Here is an 18311-nt window from a genome sequence, read left to right on the forward strand (position 1 = left end):
CAATCAAGAATTCAATGTGCTTGATATCAAGTTACTTGTTTTTCCTGTTCAGGAACATCAACTTGCCATACCGAAAAAAACTGCCTGCCGCCGCGGTGGCCGCCAGTATGAAGCCTTCCTTGCCATCGAGGAAGCCGCGGCGGATGATGTAGATACGAATGAATGTCCAGGCCGCATGGCCGACAATACCTAGTATGCCGACTTTTTTCCCCCTGGCGTGCATCATGCCGGCGGCATCCGATGAATAGCGATTGACCTTGTCGATCAGGCTTTCCATATCGGCGTAAGGGTAATGTAAAAAATGCCCGTCCAGCACCGCCGACGGCTGCGCAGCCTGTACGCTTTCGTGCACCGCGGCATCGCTGAAGCGCGCGGTTCCTCTTTTGAACAGGCGCAATACATAATCGGGCCACCAGCCGCTGTGACGTATCCAGCGCCCACCAAAACTCGATAAGCGTGCGATCTTGTAGGCGTCGGCCCGCGGGTGTTCAAGCTCGCCGCGGATGGCAAGCGCCAGCTCAGGGGTGACGCGTTCGTCGGCATCAATGGATAAAACCCATTCCTGGGTCGCCAGATCGAGCGCACGGTTTTTTTGCGGACCAAAGCCAGGCCAGTCGCGGGTTTGCGTCACTTTGGCGCCTTTTGCGGCGGCAATAGCGCAGGTATCGTCGGTACTGCCTGAATCCACGACAATGATTTCGTCGGCAAAGGCGACCGAATCCAGGCACTCGGCAATGTGCCTGGATTCATTTTTGGTAATGATTATGACTGATAAGGTCATGAGCGCTGCCTGCGCGCGCGCCGCCACAGCTTCCAGCGATTGAATAAAGGTCCGATCCAGGGATGCACGGCGATCCGGATGCGGCGCCCGAGCGACTCGCCCGAAGTATTGCGCACCGCGAAACGGTAAATGGAAGCCGGATCGGTGCCGGCCCGATTCTGCCCGAATGCCTGAGTGGTATACAAGTACTGAAAACCTGCTTCGCGGGCTATCCGGATATAGTCGGCATCGAAATAGCCCTGAGGCCAGCAGAAATGTTCCGAAACACTGCCCAGGTGCTTGGCCAGGGTTTCGCGCGACAAGCTCAATTCCTGGGCCATATGGGCATTTTTTTCGGAAGCGGGCACGCTTTTATCCCAGCGTGTATGAGTGTGCGTATGGCTGTGAAATTCGAAGGTGCCGGCAGCGCGCAGCGCCTCTATTTCGCTCCATCGCAAAATCACCTCGTCGCTGCGCCCTTGCGCTATAAGCCGCTCGCACTCGTCGTGCGCGGGCGTTTGCGGCAATTCGTCCTGCCCCAGATAGCGTCGCACCGGCCCTTGCCCAACCCATGATGTGACCAGGAAAATCAATGCGGAAAAGCCATATTTCTTGAGTAAGGGGTAGGCGTAGACCCAGTTATCCAGGTAGCCGTCGTCGAAAGTAATCAGTATGGAGCGGGCCGGCACGGCACGGCCATGCAAATGTCCGGCGAACTCGTCGCTGGTCAGAGAGCGGTAGCCGCGTCGCGACAACCAGGCCAGTTGCCGTTCGAAATTATCGGGCGAAGTGGTGATCATGCCTTCGGATGGCGATATGTGGTGGTACATCAGTACCGGCACAGTTCGGGCTTGCTTCATTTTTGTCGCTCGCTTAACCAGCGTGTATAGCAGGATTCAATACGCTGCACCATGGCCTCGGCACTGAACCGGCCCTCTTTGCGGCAAAACTGCAGGCCCGCGCGCCCCATTGCGTAACGCAGTTCGGAATCGTCGATCAGTTTCCTGAGGGCGGCCGTCAGGGCGGCGGAATCTCCAAGCGGGACCAGCAGACCGCTAATGCCATCCTGCATCATCTCGGGTACGCCGTCGACGTCCGTGCCTATCACCGGCAAGCCGGCCGCCCCGGCTTCGACAAAAACGGTGCCGGATGCCTCTTTCCGGGTCGCCAGCGCAAACAGATCGAAGCCGGCGAGCAAATTGGCCACATCGCTGCGCGCTCCCATCAGGTGTACGCGCTTTTCCAGATTTTTTTCGGCAATATAAGCCTGCACTTCCTCGAAAACCGGGGAACCGCCACCGACCAAAACCAGATGGACATTGGGGCGCTCCCTGATCAGCGGTTCGATTGCATCGATCAGATCGCGATGGCCTTTCTGGGCGCGCATGACCGCCACGCAACCCACGACAATATCGTTTTGCGCCAGGTGGAGTTCTTGCCGCAATGTGGAGTGCCCGGGCACGGGCGCCAATTCGACAGCGGGATAGACAGTGGCCACATGCCCGGGAGGCACCCCTCTTTCTATAAGGTGATTGCGCACGAAATCGCTGGCTGTTGTCACGCGATGCGGCAATACGGTAAATGACAGCAGCGAGCCGACCCGGTTGGCCAAATGGCGCGTTCGTACGATCAAGGGCGTGCCCGCCAGCCGGCCGGCGGTGGCCGCAATCATGGTGTCACGACGGCTATGGCAATTGAGCACATCGAAACGGCCGGCCCGCAGCACCTTGCGTATTGCCGCCACGCTTTTCACAAAATTGAACGGCCCGTCCATGAATGTCGTGTGGACAGTAAAGCCCTCGGCCAGCAAGCGTTGCGTCAACATGGCATCGGGCTGGCACACCGCCTCGAGATGGTGGCCGCGCTCGCGCATGGCCAGCATCATTCTGTAAATATATTGCTCCTGGCCACCAAAGCTGGTCGCCGCCTCGGTATGCAGAATACGCAAGGGCGTCATGAGTAACGGATCTCCACGCCATCGGGCTCGACCCAGCCATTGAGCTGCTCGAACAAGGTATCGGCCATGCGTACACGCCATTCCTCGCCCAACCGCAGGGTGCAAAGAAAATCGTGGCGCTTGAGCAAAATTTCAACCGGAACGCCCGGCACGCCGTTTTCGGGTTCGGCGCGAAATGGATTGAGCATCTGCCGCAGGCGTACGGCGTCGGCATTGCCATTCAGGGTAATGCGCAGCGTGCGGGCGCGGGCTTCGCGCGCCAGTTGCAGATCGAATATGGATTCCGCCGACACCCGGAACCCTCCCGAATAATCGTCATTGCTGACTTTTCCCTGGATAATGATGAGGCGGTCTTCCTTCAGGCGCTGCCGATGCTGCTCATACAGTTCATTGAAAATGGCAACCTCGACTTGCGCGGAGCCATCGTCGAGTACCGCATACAACATTTTCCCGCGCCGCGTCATTTTTGGCCGCATCGACGTCAGGACGCCTGCAAACCATTGGAGACTGCGGGAAGCCTCGAGGCGCGCCAGCGGCTTGGGAGCAAAACGGCGGACTTCGTCGCGCCAGGCATCGAACAGATGGCCGCTGAAGCAAAAACCCAGACCCGCTTTTTCCTGGGTCAGCCGTGTCTGTAAATCCCAGGGCAACACTTTGGCCAGCTCGCCCTCGACGATATCGTTGCTGTCGTCGGCAAACAAGGATACCTGGTTGGCGCTGCGCTCGGCCTGTTCGGCCGCTTCGATCGCATTGCCTACCGTAGCCAGCAGGGCCGCACGGTTTTCTTCGATTTGATCGAAAGCGCCCACGCGTATCAGGGCCTCGATAGTGCGGCGATTTACCGTGTGGCGATCCACTTTGCGGCAAAAGTCGAACAGGCTGGTAAACGGGCCTTCTTCTTCACGCGCCCTGATTATTTCTTCCACAGCGCCCTGCCCTGTGCCCTTGACCGCTCCAAGGCCGTAGCGCATGGTGCGCGGCGGCTTGCCGTCTTTCATGTAGCGATCGGCAACGGGTTCAAAGCGGTAGGGGGAAGCGTTCACATCCGGCGGCAGGACTTCCACGCCATTGGCCAGCGCATCTTTCCAGAACGTCTGTACCTTGTCGGTGTCGTCCATATCGGACGACAAGGTTGCCGCCAGGAACTCGGTCGGATGATACGCCTTGAGCCATGCGGTCTGATAGGCAATCAGCGCATAAGCGGCCGAGTGGCTCTTGTTGAAGCCATAGCCGGCAAACTTTTCCATCAAATCGAAGAGCTTGACTGCCAGTGCGGCATCGTAGCCTTTTTCGACCGCGCCTTTTTCGAATATCTCGCGGTGCTTGGCCATTTCCTCGGCCTTTTTCTTGCCCATGGCACGACGCAGCAAATCGGCGCCGCCCAGGGTATAGCCGCCTATCACCTGCGAAATGAGCATGACCTGCTCTTGATATACGATCACGCCGTAGGTGCTCTTGAGCACGGCCTCCAGATCGCTGTGGAAATAATCGACTTCCGCGCGGCCGTGCTTGCGATTGACGAAATCGACCACCATGCCGGACTCGAGCGGCCCCGGCCGATAAAGCGCCAGCAAGGCGATGATATCCTCGAAGGTATTGGGCTGCATGTTCTTGAGCAGCTCTTTCATCCCGCGCCCTTCCAGCTGGAACACGGCGGTTGTATTGCCTTCGCTCAGCAGCTTGTATACCCCATGGTCGTCCAGGGGCAGGGCCATGATGTCAAAGTCGCGCAGACCTTCGTTGAACCGGCGCACATAACGCACGGCCCAATCCAGGATCGTCAGGTTGCGCAGCCCCAGGAAGTCGAATTTCACCAGGCCGGCAGCTTCGACGTCGTCTTTGTCGAACTGCGATACCGCATTGCTGTCGGGGCCTGGCTGGCAATACAGCGGACAGAAATCGGTCAGCTTGCCGGGAGCGATCAGCACACCGCCGGCATGCATGCCTATGTTTCGGGTCAGGCCTTCGAGCGGCCGGGCCAGATCGATAAGCGCGCGCACTTCTTCGTCCTGTTCGTAGCGTTCCTTGAACGCCGGCTCATGCTCGAGAGTCCGGCTCAGGGTCCATGGATCGGCCGGGTTGAACGGAATCATCTTGGACAGGCCATCGCACAGCATATACGGCATGTCGAGCACACGGCCCACGTCGCGCACTACCGCCTTGGCCCCCAGGGTACCGAAGGTGGCAATCTGGCTGACCGCCTCTTTGCCGTATTTCTGCTTGACGTAGTCGATGACGCGTTCGCGGTTGTCCTGGCAGAAGTCGATATCGAAGTCGGGCATGGATACGCGTTCCGGATTCAGGAAGCGTTCGAACAGCAAATCGTAGCGTATGGGATCGAGATCGGTAATGCCCAGGGAATAGGCTACCAGGGAGCCCGCCCCCGAACCGCGTCCCGGCCCAACCGGCACACCATTGTGCTTGCCCCAATTGATGAAGTCGGCCACGATCAGGAAATAACCCGAAAAGCCCATGCTGGTAATGGTTTTGCATTCCCATTGAAGACGTTCGGAATAAGCGGGATACCGAGCCTGGCGCTCCTGTTCGTCAGGAAAAAGCTGGGCCATGCGCACGTCCAGCCCTTTTACCGACAACTCGATCAGGTAATCATCCAGCGTCACGCCTTCGGGGGTGGGGAAATCCGGCAGGCGAGGCTTGCCCAGATCCAGGGTCAGGTTGCAGCGCTTGGCAATTTCAACCGTGTTGGCCAATGCCGACGGAATATCGGCAAAGCGACGCGATATTTCTTCCGAACTCAGCAAATACTGATCTTCGGTGAAACGCCGCACGCGCTTGGCATTGGCCAGCTGTTCGCCCTCGGCGATGCAGACCCGGGCCTCGTGGGCCCGGAAGTCGCTGGCGGCAATGAACTGCACAGGGTGAGTAGCCACCACCGGCAAATTCAATTCAAGCGCCAGCTTCAGGGCGGCCTGGACATAGGCATCGTCGCCCTCGACCCCGGTCCGCTGCAACTCGATGTAATAGTGATCGGGAAAGCGTCTGGCCCAATCCCGGGCCAGTGCCCGTGCCTCAGCCTCTTTGCCGGCCTCGAGAGCTTGTCCGACATCGCCGCCGCGGGCGCCCGAAATCAGGATCAACCCTTCTTTCCCTGCCAGCCATTCGCGGCGAATTTCGGCCCGCCCGCGATATTGATTATCGAGCCACGCCTTGGTCAGTATTTCGCAAAGATTCAAATACCCCTGCCGATTCATCACGAGCATCAGCAATCGGCACGGCTTGTCGCGATCTTCCTCGTTCTGCAGCCAGACGTCGCAGCCGGCAATCGGCTTGACGCCCGATTTACGGGCGGCTTTGTAAAATTTGATCAAACCGAAAATATTGGCCAGATCTGTCAGGGCGACCGCAGGCTGCCCGTATTCGGCCGCCTTTTCAATCAGGTTGGGGATTTGCACAATGCCGTCCACCACCGAAAACTCGGAGTGAACGCGCAGGTGTACGAAGGGGGATGAAATATTTGCTTCAGTCATGCCCAGATTGTACCCAGAGACGGCTCAAGATCTAGCGTTGTAACATTGACCAGGATTTTTGCAGGCGTTTGACCGAAACTGGCATGGGCGTACGCAATTCCTGGGCGAACAATGCCACGCGCAGCTCTTCCAGCAACCAGCGAAATTCCTCCAATTGCTTGTCCTCCGCGCCCTTCAAGGCGGTCTGCGCGCGCTGGTACTGGACCAGCAAAGGCGCCATATCGGCCATCAGGCGAGCGTCCCTGGCGGGGTCGGCACGCAGCTTGTCGATACGCGCCTGCGCCGCTTTGAGGTAGCGCGGGTAATGGGCTAGCTGCCTATAGGGGGTCGCGCGCACGAACCACTTGCCCATCAATACGCCCAATTGCTTTTGTAAATCGGCATAGGCCCCCGGCTGGGCCTTGGCCTGAGGCAATTTTTTTTGCAGGCTGGCCCATTCGCTCAGAATCTGCCCCGCCAGCCTGGCGATTTCCTGCGCCAGCAGGCCCAGGCGGCTTTTGCCTTCATTGCGCCGCAGCTCGAAACTGGACTGGTCGCTAGGCCACGGCTCAGCCAGGCAGGCCTGCTCCAGCGCGCAATCAATGATCTGATCCTTCAATTCTTCTTGAGTGCCCAGGCTCATGTACAACATGCCCATGCGGGTCAGATCGGCAAGATTTTTTTCCAGGAACTTGACCTGATCGCGCAAACCCAGCCGGAACAGCCGCAACAAACCGGCGCGATGCTGAAGTTTTGCTTCGGCCGGATCGTCGAAGACATCCAGATCACAGTGGGTTTTGCGGTCGATCAGGGCCGGGTAGCCTACGAAGGATTGTCCCTTGCGCCTGATTTCCATGATTTCAGGCAAAGGGCCAAAGGTCCAGTCTGTCAGTTGCTCGTGAGCCAGGGCCTGCGCCACCTGATCGTCGCGTGCCGCAAATTTCTGGAACGAGGCCTGGGCCTGACGGCCATGTTCGGCCTTGAGCTGATCCAGGTTGCGGCCGCCTGAAAGCATGCGGCCGTGCTCGTCCACAATCTTGAAATTCATGAACAAATGCGGTGCCAGCGTTTCGAGCTTGAAATCGCTGCGCAAGGGCCTGACCTTGACCTGTTCCCACATATCGGCGGCGAGGGCCTCCAGCAGTCCCGACTCCGGGGCGGAGGCGCGTTCGAACCAGCGCTCATAGAATCCTGCCGCGTACTCCGGCAAGGGCACGCAATGACGCCGCATTTTCTGCGGCAAAGACTTGAGCAGCTGCAACACTTTTTCCTTGAGCATGCCCGGCACCAGCCATTCGCAACGCAAGGCATCGATCTGGTTCAGGGCAAACAACGGTACGGTAAGCGTAACCCCATCGCGCACCGAGCCCGGCTCGAAATGGTAATCGAGCGCCATCTGCACGCCCTGCCATTCGACTTTCTTGGGAAACACATCGGTGGTCACCCCGGCGGCCTCATGGCGCATCAGCGCATCGCGCGTCAGCAACAGGGCCTGGGCTGCTGTCCTGTCCAGCTTCCTGGCCCATTTTTCCAAGGTAATCGTCTGACAGATATCGGAGGGTATGTGCTGGTCGTAAAACGCATGGATCAGCGCATCATCAACCAGAATGTCGGGACGGCGCGCCTGATGCTCAAGTTTCTCTATGGAAGCAATCAACTGCCGGTTGTGGCTGACAAACGGCAAGGAAGTCTCGATTTCGCCCGTCACCAGCGCCTGGCGGATGAACAGCTCGCGCGCCTGTACGGGATCAATCTTGCCGAAATGGATCCGACGCCCGACATAAATGGGCAGGCCATACAGGGTAGCCCGCTCATTGGCCACCACCTGGCCAGCCTTCTTTTCCCAACGGGGATCCGACCAACTGCGGCGGATCAGGTGCGCGCCGGCCCGCTCCAGCCAGACCGGATCGATTCTTGCCACACAGCGGGCATAGAGCCGCGTGGTTTCGACCAGTTCAGCGGCCACCAGCCAGCGCCCGGCCTTCTTGACCAGCCGCGAACCTGGATGAATCTGGAAGCGAATATCGCGGGCACCCTGATAACCGGCCCCTTCGTCGCTTTTCAAGCCTATATTGCCCAGCAGACCGGCAAGCAGCGCCATATGAGTCTGCTCGTACGTCGCATCCAGTGTGTTGACACGCCAGCCCTGCTCGCCCACCAGCGCGGCCAGTTGCGTGTGTACGTCGTGCCATTCGCGCAGCCGCAGCGGCGACAGAAAATTCTGCCGCAACAGGCCGACAAGCTTGCGCTGCGAAGCCTTGTGCGCCACCTGTTCGCCATACCATCGCCACAGCTTCACATAAGAGAGGAATTCGGATTTATCGTCGCCGAACTTGGCATGCGCCGCCTCGGCGGACTCGCGTTCTGACATGGGGCGATCGCGTGGATCCTGCACCGACAGGGCGGAGGCGATAATCAGTACTTCGGCCAGGCACTGCTGATCTTTGGCTTCGAGAATCATGCGCGCGAGCCTTGGGTCGACCGGCAGGCGCGCCAGGGTCTGCCCGGTCTCGGTCAACTGATTGGCATCGTCGAGCGCGCCCAATTCCTGCAGCAAATGATAACCATCGGCAATGGCCCGGCCCGACGGAGCATCGACAAACGGGAAGGTTTCGATATCGTCGAGTTTCAGGGCCTTCATGCGCAGGATCACCGAAGCCAGCGAAGATCGCAGCACCTCGGGATCGGTAAACGCCGGCCGGTTCTTGAAATCGGATTCATCGTACAAACGCACGCATACACCCGGGCCTATGCGCCCGCAGCGCCCGGAGCGCTGGTTGGCGGACGCCTGGCTGATGGCTTCGATACGCAACTGCTCCACCTTGTTGCGCCACGAATAACGCTTGACGCGCGCCAGGCCGCTGTCGACCACATAGCGTATACCCGGCACGGTCAGCGATGTTTCGGCCACATTGGTGGCCAGCACAATGCGCCGCCCATTGCCCTGCGGCCTGAAAATGCGCTCCTGCTCGGCCTGCGACAGCCGTGCGAACAGGGGCAGCACATCGGTCCCAATCGGGTGATTCTTGCGCAGCGCCTCGGCCGCTTCGCGTATCTCGCGCTCGCCAGGCAAAAACACCAGTACATCGCCCGCGCCATGCCGGGCGCATTCGGCCACCCCGTCCACCACGGCATCGATCAGGTCGCGCTCCTCGTCGGCGCTGGAACGCCGGCTAGCCGCTTCCGTCTCGGGAGCGCCAGTGTCCTGCAGCACTGGGCGATACAGAATCTCGACCGGATACAAGCGGCCCGATACCTCGATCACCGGAGCAGGCTTCCCTTTCTGGGAAAAATGCTGCGCGAAGCGATTCGCATCGATAGTCGCCGAGGTAATGATCAGTTTCAGATCGGGCCGCCTGGGCAGCAGTTGCCGCAAGAAACCCAGCAGGAAGTCGATATTCAGGCTGCGTTCGTGGGCCTCGTCGATAATGATCGTATCGTACCGGCGCAACAAGGGGTCGCGCTGCGATTCAGCCAGCAAAATGCCGTCGGTCATCAGCTTGATGGCCGCCCGGGGTCCGGTCCTGTCGTTGAACCGTATCTGGTAGCCCACCCAATCGCCCAGCTCAGTGTTCAGTTCCTCGGCAATTCGCCTGGCTACCGAGGTTGCCGCCAGGCGACGCGGCTGGGTATGACCTATCATCTTGACACTGCCACGCCCCAGCTCCAGGCAGATCTTGGGCAGCTGCGTGGTTTTTCCCGAACCGGTTTCGCCGCAGACAATCACCACCTGATGCGCCTTGATTGCCGCCGCGATGTCCTGGCGCCGGGCGCTGACAGGCAATTCCTCGGGATAATTGATGGGCGGCACCGGACGCGGCGCCTCGCGCTCCGTGCGGGGCTTTGGCAACACCTTGACAGTCGAATTGACAGACTCTTGCATAAAAATTCTTTTCAATGGGCTGCACTCATTATAATTTTGTGCGAAGCCCCTTAATTGACCCACTAAGCAAATAGACATGGCCACCAACGAACCAGACACCGTATCAGCCCAGGATGCCCCCGAATTCGCCCCCGCTCAATTCGTGCGCTGGTTTCGTGACGTTGCGCCGTATGTCCATGATTTTCGCGGAAAAACATTCATTGTCGCCTTCGGCGGCGAACTGGTCGGCGACGGCGCCTTGAACACCCTGGTGCAAGATCTTTCCCTCTTGTCGGCCCTGGGAGTAAGGCTGGTACTGGTGCACGGGTCGCGCCCCCAGGTCAACGAACAGCTCAAGCTCAAAGGCTACAACACTCAATTCGGCCGCGGAACCGAGCCGACCAGCGCCGAAGCGCTGGAATGCGCCAAGGAAGCGGCCGGTGAAATCCGCCTGGACATCGAAGCGGCGTTCAGCCAGGGCTTGCCCAATACACCGATGTCGCACGCCCATATACGCGTTATTTCGGGCAACTTCGTAACCGCCCGTCCCGTAGGCATTATCGACGGGGTCGACTACAAGCATGCCGGCACCGTGCGCAAACTCGATTTGGACGCGATCAAAAGCATCATCAACCAGGGCGCTATCGTACTCCTGTCGCCGCTGGGGTTCTCGCCCACAGGGGAAGCCTTCAACCTGGCGATGGAAGACCTGGCCACCAGCGCCGCGGCATCCCTGCGCGCCGAAAAGCTGATTTTCCTGACCCAGGGACGCACTGTCCTCGATGCGGACGGCGCGGTCGATACCGAACTTGCCCGCGAAGATGCCGACGCCCTGCTTGCCGCCGGCACCCTGGATGAAGACACAGCGTCGTTTCTGCGGCACGCCTCGCTGGCCGTCAAGCGCGGCGTGGCGCGCGCCCATCTGGTTCCCTACACGCTGGACGGCAGCATGCTGCTCGAGATCTTTACCCACGACGGTGTTGGAACCATGGTTGTGGAAGATACACTGGACGACTTGCGACCGGCGACCGTGGACGATGTGGGGGCTATCGTTCAGCTTATCGACCCGCTCGAGGCCGACGGCACTCTGGTGCCGCGAGGCCGCTCCGTCATTGAGCGCGACGTCGAAAAGTTCACGGTGCTGGAACACGATGGCGTCATTTACGGCTGCGTGGCCCTGATGCCTTATATGGACGACAATATGGCCGAAATGGCTTGTTTGATCGTCCACCCCGAATGGCAGGGCACGGGAGAAGGCGAAATCCTGCTGCGCCATACCGAATCCCGCGCGCGCGCGATGGGCGCAAGGCGATTGTTCGTACTGACCACTCGCACATCGCACTGGTTCATCAAGCGCGGCTTCGTGCAGGGCGGCATTTCCGATCTGCCCCGCGAGCGCCAGGCGCACTACAACCGGTCGCGCAACAGCATGATATTCATCAAAAAGCTTTAAGCTTTTGTTTACAGAGCCCCGCATGCCCAAACCGGTCATTCATGTTGTAAGCCTTGCTTCCGCCACAAACAGGCGGGACTTCATGCGGCGGCAGTTGCAGGAACTGAGCGTCGATTATCTTTTTTTCGATGCGGTCAACGGCGCGGAAAATCCCCACCATTATTTATTTGACAAATATAACGACAAGAAACGGGCCCGGAGGAAAGGCAAGGGAACGCCACTGCGGACCTCCCAACTGGGCTGTTTTGCCAGCCACTATCTGCTTTGGGAGAAATGCGTGCGCGACGGGCAAGCCATCATCGTGCTCGAAGACGACGCCATTTTGCTGGCGCCGTTCATGCCTTTCTATGAAATAGCGGAGCAGTTCGCCGATAAATACGGTTTCGTCTGGATCCAGCCCAGCAACAAGATCAAGGATCATCGGGGTTTGATTCTCGAGCGGATTGGCCCGTTCACTGTCAAGAAATTCGCCAAAGGCTTTTCCCATACCGCAGGCTATCTGATCACTCCCGGCAAGGCACAGGCCCTGCTCGATTATTGTTCGGAATGGATCTATCCGGTCGACGACACGATGGACCGTTTTTTTGAACACAAGGTCGAAGCCATAGGCCTGGACCCATTTTGTATCCGGCCCGACGAGAGCTTTGAATCCTCCATCAATGTCGCGGCACCGGGTCCGAAGCGCTCATGGTCGGACGTGCTGCGCCGGGAGTTTGCCAATCTGGCCGATACCGTGAAAAGGGCCACGCACAATATGCTCTTTTCCATTCGGCAAAAACGGCATTAGCCTTCAAGGCGGCAGGCGCCGCTTCTTTCTGACGGGATGGCGCGGTTCAACAACCGTTTACGAGCGCGAAAAACGCCTCAAGGCCGGAGAAGTCCAGAATGGAGCCACGGCAACCAAGACGCTCAGCATCGAAAATATAAAACTGGCCTGGTAACCGCCTGTCAGATCGTGCAACAGGCCCGAGGCCAGCGAGCCGGTTGCGGCACCCAGCGACATGCATGCGTAGATAGTGCCATAGATGGTAGCCAGCCCCGCCCCGGGAAATATCTTGGCGCATAGGCTGGACACAATGGGGCCGCGGGCGCCCTGGGCAATGCCAAATAACGCGACAAATCCGAACAGAAGCCAGTGCGAGGGACGGTACGACAGGGCCAATAGCAGAATCAAACCCAGAAACGTGCACACGAAACTGGCCATGGCCGTGCGCCGATAGCCGATGCGGTCGGCCAATGTGCCCGATGCCGTCACGCCAATGACCGACAGCATGCCTGCCACGCCAAATGCGCTGGCCGCCTCCAGCGGCGCAAAACCGCTCTCGACCAGAAAGGCGATGGTTTGTACCAGAATGGTATACATGGCCAAGCCGGTAAAGCAAAAAACCTGCGCCAGCGACCAGAACGCGCGCGTTTTCAGCGCCGCCAGCAAGGGGGCTCCCCGCGGCAAGGCACGGCGCGCTTGAGCCCTGGACGGGTCGCCGCAGGCATTATCGTCGCGACGCCCCGCCCGCAATGCGCGCCAGGGCAAGAATAAAGCGAGAAAAAACAGAAACAGCAGGCTGGCGCCCAAGACATGATAGGCGCTGCGCCAGCCGATGGATTGGCTCATGTATTGCGCCAACGGCACGATCAAAAGCGTACCGCAGCCCGAGCCCGCATAGGCAATGCCGATCGCGGTACCCGTGTTGCCCCGAAACCAGCGGCTGACCAGACTGGCGGCCGGAACCATGCCTAGCGCCGAGACACCTATGCCTCCCGCCACCCCCACGCAAATATGAAATTGCCACAGTTGGTTCAGGCTGCCAGCCAGGACATACGCGCTGCCCAGGCAAGCCAGCCCAAATGAATAGACCACGCGCGGGCCCCAACGGTCGAAAAGCATGCCGACAAATGGCGCCGACAAACCTGCCGACAACATATAGACCGAATAAACGCTGGAGATCTCGGAACGACTCCAGCCGAACTCGGAGCCTAAGGGCAATAAAAACACAATGTAAGTATCGCCAATGCCGCGACCAATTACATTGAACAGAAACCCCAGCATTAAAGCCAAGCCGGCCAGGAACGCATCTGAATGCTTCCTGCCCCGAAAAGCCGTCGAGTTAGCTATTGAAAACATTTATCTTGATTGCTCCACGGCCTGGATCGCACGTTGTGCCATCAACAGCGCTCTCACCCGTGCATAGGAATTGGGCTCCACACAATAAGTGCTTGTTTCAATATTCATACCGTCAGTCATTCTTTTGATCGATGGCAGCATCACGTGTAATGCCGCGCTCGACCATGGCCGCGATTTCGTCATCGCGATAGCCGGCCTCGCGCAGCACTTCCACGCTGTGCTGGCCATGCGCAGGGGCCGGGCGGCCAGGCTCAGGCTGGGAATCCGACCATGTTGTGGGCACACCCACACGGCGCAAACGTCCTTCTGTCGGATGCTCCTCCCACTGGAACAAATCAACGGCCCGCAAATGCGGATCATCGAAAATCGACTCCAGCGTGTGCAGCGGCATGCAGGGAATATCCACGCTCTCGAGCAAACGCAGCCATTCACTGGTGGTACGCTCAGTGAAGATTTTTGCCACCATCCGCTGCAACTGATCGATGTGGCGATTGCGGGTATCCAGGTCGACAAAGCGCGGATCGTTCTCGATTTCATCCGAGCGGCCAATCGCTTCATAGAACGCGGCCCACTGCTTGTTGTTATAGATGACCGCGCAAACAAAACCGTCGCGGGTCCTGTACGGACGCCGCTCGGATGACAGCAGCCGCGCATAGCCAGCCGGGCCCAGGGATGGATCGAACGTCTCGCCGGAAATATGATCGCTCAACAGATGGCTGACCATGGTTTCAAACATGGGAATATCAATACGCTGGCCGCGCCCGGTCTTTTCCCTGTGATACAGGGCGGAACACAGCGTCGAAACGGCATACAAGCCGACAGTGCGATCCACAATATTGGACGGCACGTAGCGCGGCACATCGGACCCGGCCTGCTTGATGAGCGTAGGCAAGCCAATGGCGCCTTGTATGAGATCATCAAAAGCCGGCTTGGCAGCATAGGGCCCATTCTGGCCAAAGCCGAATGTACCGACATACAGAATACGCGGATTGACTCCGGCTACAACGTCGTAACCCAGTCCGAGACGCTCCATGGATTGAGGCCGGATGTTGTAAAGCAGGACGTCGGCATCGGCCACCAGGCGCAGCAGGGCTTCGCGCCCTTCGGGCTTTTTGACATCCAATACGATCGAGCGCTTGCTGCGATTGATATGCAGGTACAAGGCCCCCATGTGCTCGTGCTTCATGGGCCCCAGGTCACGCACCAGGTCGCCGTGCGGCGATTCCACCTTGATGACATCCGCCCCCATGTCGCCCAGTATCTGCGACGCATAGGGCCCCATCAATACGGTCGTCATGTCAATAACCCGAACACCCTCCAGCGGACCGCTCATTCTTCTTGACCTTCATTTTCACATCCATGTATTTATTTTTATGGATAAGTAAGGATATCAAGGGTACCCGGATTGGGCAAGGCTTCCCGTGCAGGCCGCCCTGGCTGTCGTACCGGCTCTGGGTACAATAGGAGCTACTTGTTCACTTGTTTTAAGGTATGAAGTCATGGCTCGTATGGTTCAATGTGTAAAACTCAAGCGCGAAGCGGAAGGTCTGGACTTCCCCCCCTATCCAGGTCCGCTCGGAACGCGCATCTGGCAGAGCATCTCCAAAGAAGCCTGGGCTCAATGGATAGATATCCAGACCCGCCTGGTAAACGAAAACCGCCTTAACCTGGCCGATGCCCGTGCGCGCAAATACCTGGCGCAGCAAATGGAAAGCTTTCTGTTCGAAGACGGTTCCGTTGAAGCCCAGGGCTTCGTGCCCCCACCAGCCTGACAATCCGCGCCAGAACGTTGGGCCAGCCGCCTTTCAAACCCCGGACGGGGAAGCAAGGTTGCGGCAGTTCGAGCGCCACGGGTGCGCGCAGCATGCTGCGCGCGGCGCGAGTTCCGCGGCCGACCTGTCCGGGGCTTGAGAGGCGGGCAGTCCTGCAACGCCAAGGCCCGGCGAGGCGCAGCCGCTGTGCCCAGGCCGCCACCGTGGCGAATTAAGAATACAAAACGCCCCGGCAATAGCAATCAGACTTCGTTGCCTTCATCAGGCAACTCGCCGCGCGCCGTGCGCTCGGTGTTCTTGACCCCGGTATGGCGCACATCGTCGCCGCGCACCATGTAGATGACCCGCTCCGCCATGTTTTTGGCATGATCGCCTATCCGTTCGAGCGAACGGGCAATAAAGATCAGATCGATCGAACGCGAAATCGTACGCGGATCTTCAATCATGTACGTAATAATGTGGCGCAAGGAGCCCTTCCATTCCTTATCCACTTCCTTGTCGTTGCGCACCACAGTAGCCGCATGTACCGGGTCTTCGCGCGCAAACGAATCCAGCGCATCACGAATCATGGCAGTGACATAATTCGCCATGTGGCGCAGTTCGATCACCGGCACATAGCGGCTTTCGGATTCGTGCAGGCGGCGCGCCACCTTGGCTATCTTTTCGGCCTCATCGCCGCAGCGCTCCATGTCAGTCAGCATTTTCGAAACCGACAGCAAAAGCCGTAAATCAATCGCCGTAGGCTGATTGCGCGCAATCAGCAGGCCGATAAGCTCATCGATCTCGACCTCGAGCCGATTCACATCCTTTTCGCGTTCCCGCACGCGATCAACCAGACCGAGATCGCCGTTGGCCAGCACCTCCATGCTCTCCTGGATCATGGCCTCGACCACACCGCCCATTTGCAGAAACAGGGAGCGCGTAGTCTCCAGGTCGGAATGAAACTGTTTATTCGTATGCTCGGACATATCAGCCTTTTGTCATCGCAAGAGTCTATAAATAGGAAGCGCTTCGAATACCGTACGGCATCAGGGAATAATAAGCCTGGCGCACGCAAGTTTGCACGCAATACCAACGGCCCAAGCGCAAAGTTTTCAGCCTACACGCTAATTATTACGTGATTGTGACCGCGGCGAATGTAATTGCTGAACCCCATCCTGGGTTGACAGCAAAGCCACATCAGCCCCGGCGATGGCAAACAGCCCGCAGGTGACTACCCCTGGAATATTATTGATTTCCGCCTCGAGTTCGGCCGGCAACTTGATACTCAGCCCCGATACATCCAGAATCCGGCAACCATTGTCCGTAACGAAATCCTTGCGCAAGACGGCATTCCCGCCAAACCTGGCAAGCCGTCGCGCCACGGCGGCAAGCGCCATCGGGATCACTTCGATAGGCAGCGGAAAGGCACCCAGATAAGGAACCAGCTTGGATTCATCGACGATACAAACAAACCTGTCGGCCACCGATGCAACAATTTTTTCACGCGTAAGCGCCCCGCCTCCGCCCTTGATCATATTCAGGCCGCCGTCGATCTCGTCGGCTCCATCGATGTACAGCGGCATGCGTTCAATTTGATTCAGGTCGAAAACGGCAATGCCCAGGGCGGACAAGCGCGCGGCGCTGCGCTCGGAACTTGAAACCGCCCCCTTGAACCGGTGCTTGTGATCGGCCAAGCCGTCGATGAACAAATTGGCCGTCGATCCGGTTCCAATTCCAAGGACGACGTCAGGCCCCAACAACGGCAATACGTAATCGATCGCCGCCTTGGCGACGTTCTGTTTGAGCTCTTCCTGCGTCAGCATGAAAATTATCCTGAAAATAATAAGAAACGAATCAGCCAAACAATTGGCCGTACTTCTTTTCGGAGAAACCGACACTGACCGAGCCGCCCAAGTCAACGGTGACCGGCCTCTTGATCAACGCGGGGAACTCGGAGATGAGCGCCAGCCATTGCGCATCCGTACCAGGCTCCTTGCGTTCGCCGGGAAGATTACGCCAAGTCAGCGAAGCCCGATTGACCAGTTTTTCCCAGCCGCCCAGCTCCCGCGCCCAGTCCTTCAGGTGCTGCGCCGCGATGGGCTGATCCCGGTAATCGCTGAATACATAGGCCTGACCATGCTGATCCAGCCAGTTCATCGCCTTCACACACGTACTGCATTTGCGCAGGCCATACAATTTTATCGTCTTCATGCTGATTCCTTATTTTACCGACTCGCTAGCGCGCCATCCGCCAATACACGTGGTCAAGCTCTTCCCAATAGGCCACACCGGCCGGCCCGGCCACTTTATCGAGGGAGCGGCGCAAGCGCAATAAATTAGCCCGCCTTTGTCTGGACGATACGCCGCGCCGATGCCCACGGTCGAAATCGATCAGCCACGCCTTTCCTCCCTCGTCGAGCAGAATGTTATAGGCATTCAGGTCGGCATGCCAGACGCCGGCCTGATGCATGGCAAAGATGGCGCGGGCCACCGCTTCATGACTGGGCTGCTCCAGCACCTTTGCCAGCGTTTGCACAGTGGCAATGCGTTCAACCAGGATTGCCGCGCGATATGTGAAGCCGTTGCGCCAATAGGCGGCCGCCAACGGAGCCGGCACGGCCAGGCCCCGTTCACGCATGTACCGCAAGAGTCCAAACTCCGCAAACGACCGTGTGCGTTCGGCACCTGTCCAACAATAGCGATCGCGGCTGAGACGCGCAATCATGCCGCCACGGCGATACTGCCGCAGCACGCCCGCGCCAAATTCGCCCTGTGTAAACCAGGCCGCCTGTCGCCCGCCCACCTGAACCGGCACCGCCCGATTATCGGCCGCAGCCGGATCAAAAACGGATGGCCCCGCATGAGCAAGGCGGCTGGAATCGAACCGCATCGCCCCATGATTCAAGGCCAGATCCCGGATAGTCTTGCTGCCCATG

At 58.7% G+C, this 18311-nt stretch carries 14 protein-coding genes; 3 read left to right on the top strand and 11 right to left on the bottom strand.

Annotation, left to right across the window (positions count from 1 at the left end; genetic code table 11):
* Nucleotides 1–31: 31 nt before the first annotated feature.
* The 5 genes from ACYVIS_RS20200 to hrpA are packed head-to-tail and all read right to left on the bottom strand — an operon-like array spanning nucleotide 32 to nucleotide 10067.
* Nucleotides 32–781: a glycosyltransferase family 2 protein gene (locus ACYVIS_RS20200; protein WP_460874886.1), complete on the bottom strand. Its 750-nt coding sequence runs from the start codon at nucleotides 779–781 to the stop codon at nucleotides 32–34.
* On the bottom strand, nucleotides 778–1620 hold the full coding sequence (locus ACYVIS_RS20205) for a polysaccharide deacetylase family protein (protein WP_460874887.1): 843 nt from the start codon (nucleotides 1618–1620) through the stop codon (nucleotides 778–780). The genes ACYVIS_RS20200 and ACYVIS_RS20205 overlap by 4 nt, the downstream gene beginning before the upstream one ends.
* Nucleotides 1617–2717, bottom strand: a complete 1101-nt coding sequence (locus tag ACYVIS_RS20210; RefSeq protein WP_460874888.1) for a glycosyltransferase family 4 protein — start codon at nucleotides 2715–2717, stop codon at nucleotides 1617–1619. The genes ACYVIS_RS20205 and ACYVIS_RS20210 overlap by 4 nt, the downstream gene beginning before the upstream one ends.
* Nucleotides 2714–6205 (bottom strand): DNA polymerase III subunit alpha, encoded by a 3492-nt coding sequence (gene dnaE / locus ACYVIS_RS20215; protein WP_232744193.1) that lies wholly within the window; start codon nucleotides 6203–6205, stop codon nucleotides 2714–2716. Before dnaE ends, ACYVIS_RS20210 begins: the two co-directional genes overlap by 4 nt.
* 31 nt (nucleotides 6206–6236) lie before the next feature.
* Nucleotides 6237–10067: an ATP-dependent RNA helicase HrpA gene (hrpA, locus tag ACYVIS_RS20220; RefSeq protein ID WP_460874889.1), complete on the bottom strand. Its 3831-nt coding sequence runs from the start codon at nucleotides 10065–10067 to the stop codon at nucleotides 6237–6239.
* A gap of 76 nt (nucleotides 10068–10143) precedes the next feature.
* Between hrpA and argA the strand changes: the two genes are divergently transcribed.
* Nucleotides 10144–11499 (top strand): amino-acid N-acetyltransferase, encoded by a 1356-nt coding sequence (argA, locus tag ACYVIS_RS20225; RefSeq protein WP_460874890.1) that lies wholly within the window; start codon nucleotides 10144–10146, stop codon nucleotides 11497–11499.
* Nucleotides 11500–11521: 22 nt separating this feature from the next.
* Entirely contained in the window at nucleotides 11522–12286 is a 765-nt protein-coding gene (locus ACYVIS_RS20230; protein WP_232744196.1) for a glycosyltransferase family 25 protein, read from the top strand.
* 57 nt (nucleotides 12287–12343) lie between these two features.
* Here the strand turns inward: ACYVIS_RS20230 and ACYVIS_RS20235 are convergent, their stop codons facing one another.
* Complete coding sequence (locus ACYVIS_RS20235) at nucleotides 12344–13621, bottom strand: MFS transporter (protein ID WP_232744197.1); 1278 nt, start codon at nucleotides 13619–13621, stop codon at nucleotides 12344–12346.
* Between the two features lie 112 nt (nucleotides 13622–13733).
* Nucleotides 13734–14954, bottom strand: coding sequence for a CaiB/BaiF CoA transferase family protein (locus ACYVIS_RS20240; protein WP_460874891.1), 1221 nt, complete (start codon nucleotides 14952–14954; stop codon nucleotides 13734–13736).
* Nucleotides 14955–15120: 166 nt separating this feature from the next.
* Here ACYVIS_RS20240 and ACYVIS_RS20245 point away from each other — a divergent pair, with 166 nt between their 5' ends.
* The gene (locus ACYVIS_RS20245; RefSeq protein ID WP_232744199.1) at nucleotides 15121–15393 is read left to right on the top strand and encodes an oxidative damage protection protein; all 273 of its coding nucleotides are present in this window, start codon (nucleotides 15121–15123) and stop codon (nucleotides 15391–15393) included.
* A gap of 242 nt (nucleotides 15394–15635) precedes the next feature.
* On the opposite strand, the gene phoU is transcribed toward ACYVIS_RS20245, so the two are convergent.
* From phoU to ACYVIS_RS20265, 4 genes are all read right to left on the bottom strand, one after another.
* Nucleotides 15636–16361 (bottom strand): phosphate signaling complex protein PhoU, encoded by a 726-nt coding sequence (phoU, locus tag ACYVIS_RS20250; protein ID WP_232744200.1) that lies wholly within the window; start codon nucleotides 16359–16361, stop codon nucleotides 15636–15638.
* 138 nt (nucleotides 16362–16499) lie between these two features.
* Nucleotides 16500–17198, bottom strand: a complete 699-nt coding sequence (rpiA, locus tag ACYVIS_RS20255; protein ID WP_460874892.1) for a ribose-5-phosphate isomerase RpiA — start codon at nucleotides 17196–17198, stop codon at nucleotides 16500–16502.
* Between the two features lie 31 nt (nucleotides 17199–17229).
* Entirely contained in the window at nucleotides 17230–17586 is a 357-nt protein-coding gene (locus ACYVIS_RS20260) for a Spx/MgsR family RNA polymerase-binding regulatory protein (protein WP_460874893.1), read from the bottom strand.
* Nucleotides 17587–17611: 25 nt separating this feature from the next.
* Entirely contained in the window at nucleotides 17612–18310 is a 699-nt protein-coding gene (locus ACYVIS_RS20265) for a 3-deoxy-D-manno-octulosonic acid kinase (protein ID WP_460874894.1), read from the bottom strand.
* Between the last annotated feature and the right edge of the window lies 1 nt (nucleotide 18311).

The organism is Paralcaligenes ginsengisoli (genome assembly GCF_054781135.1).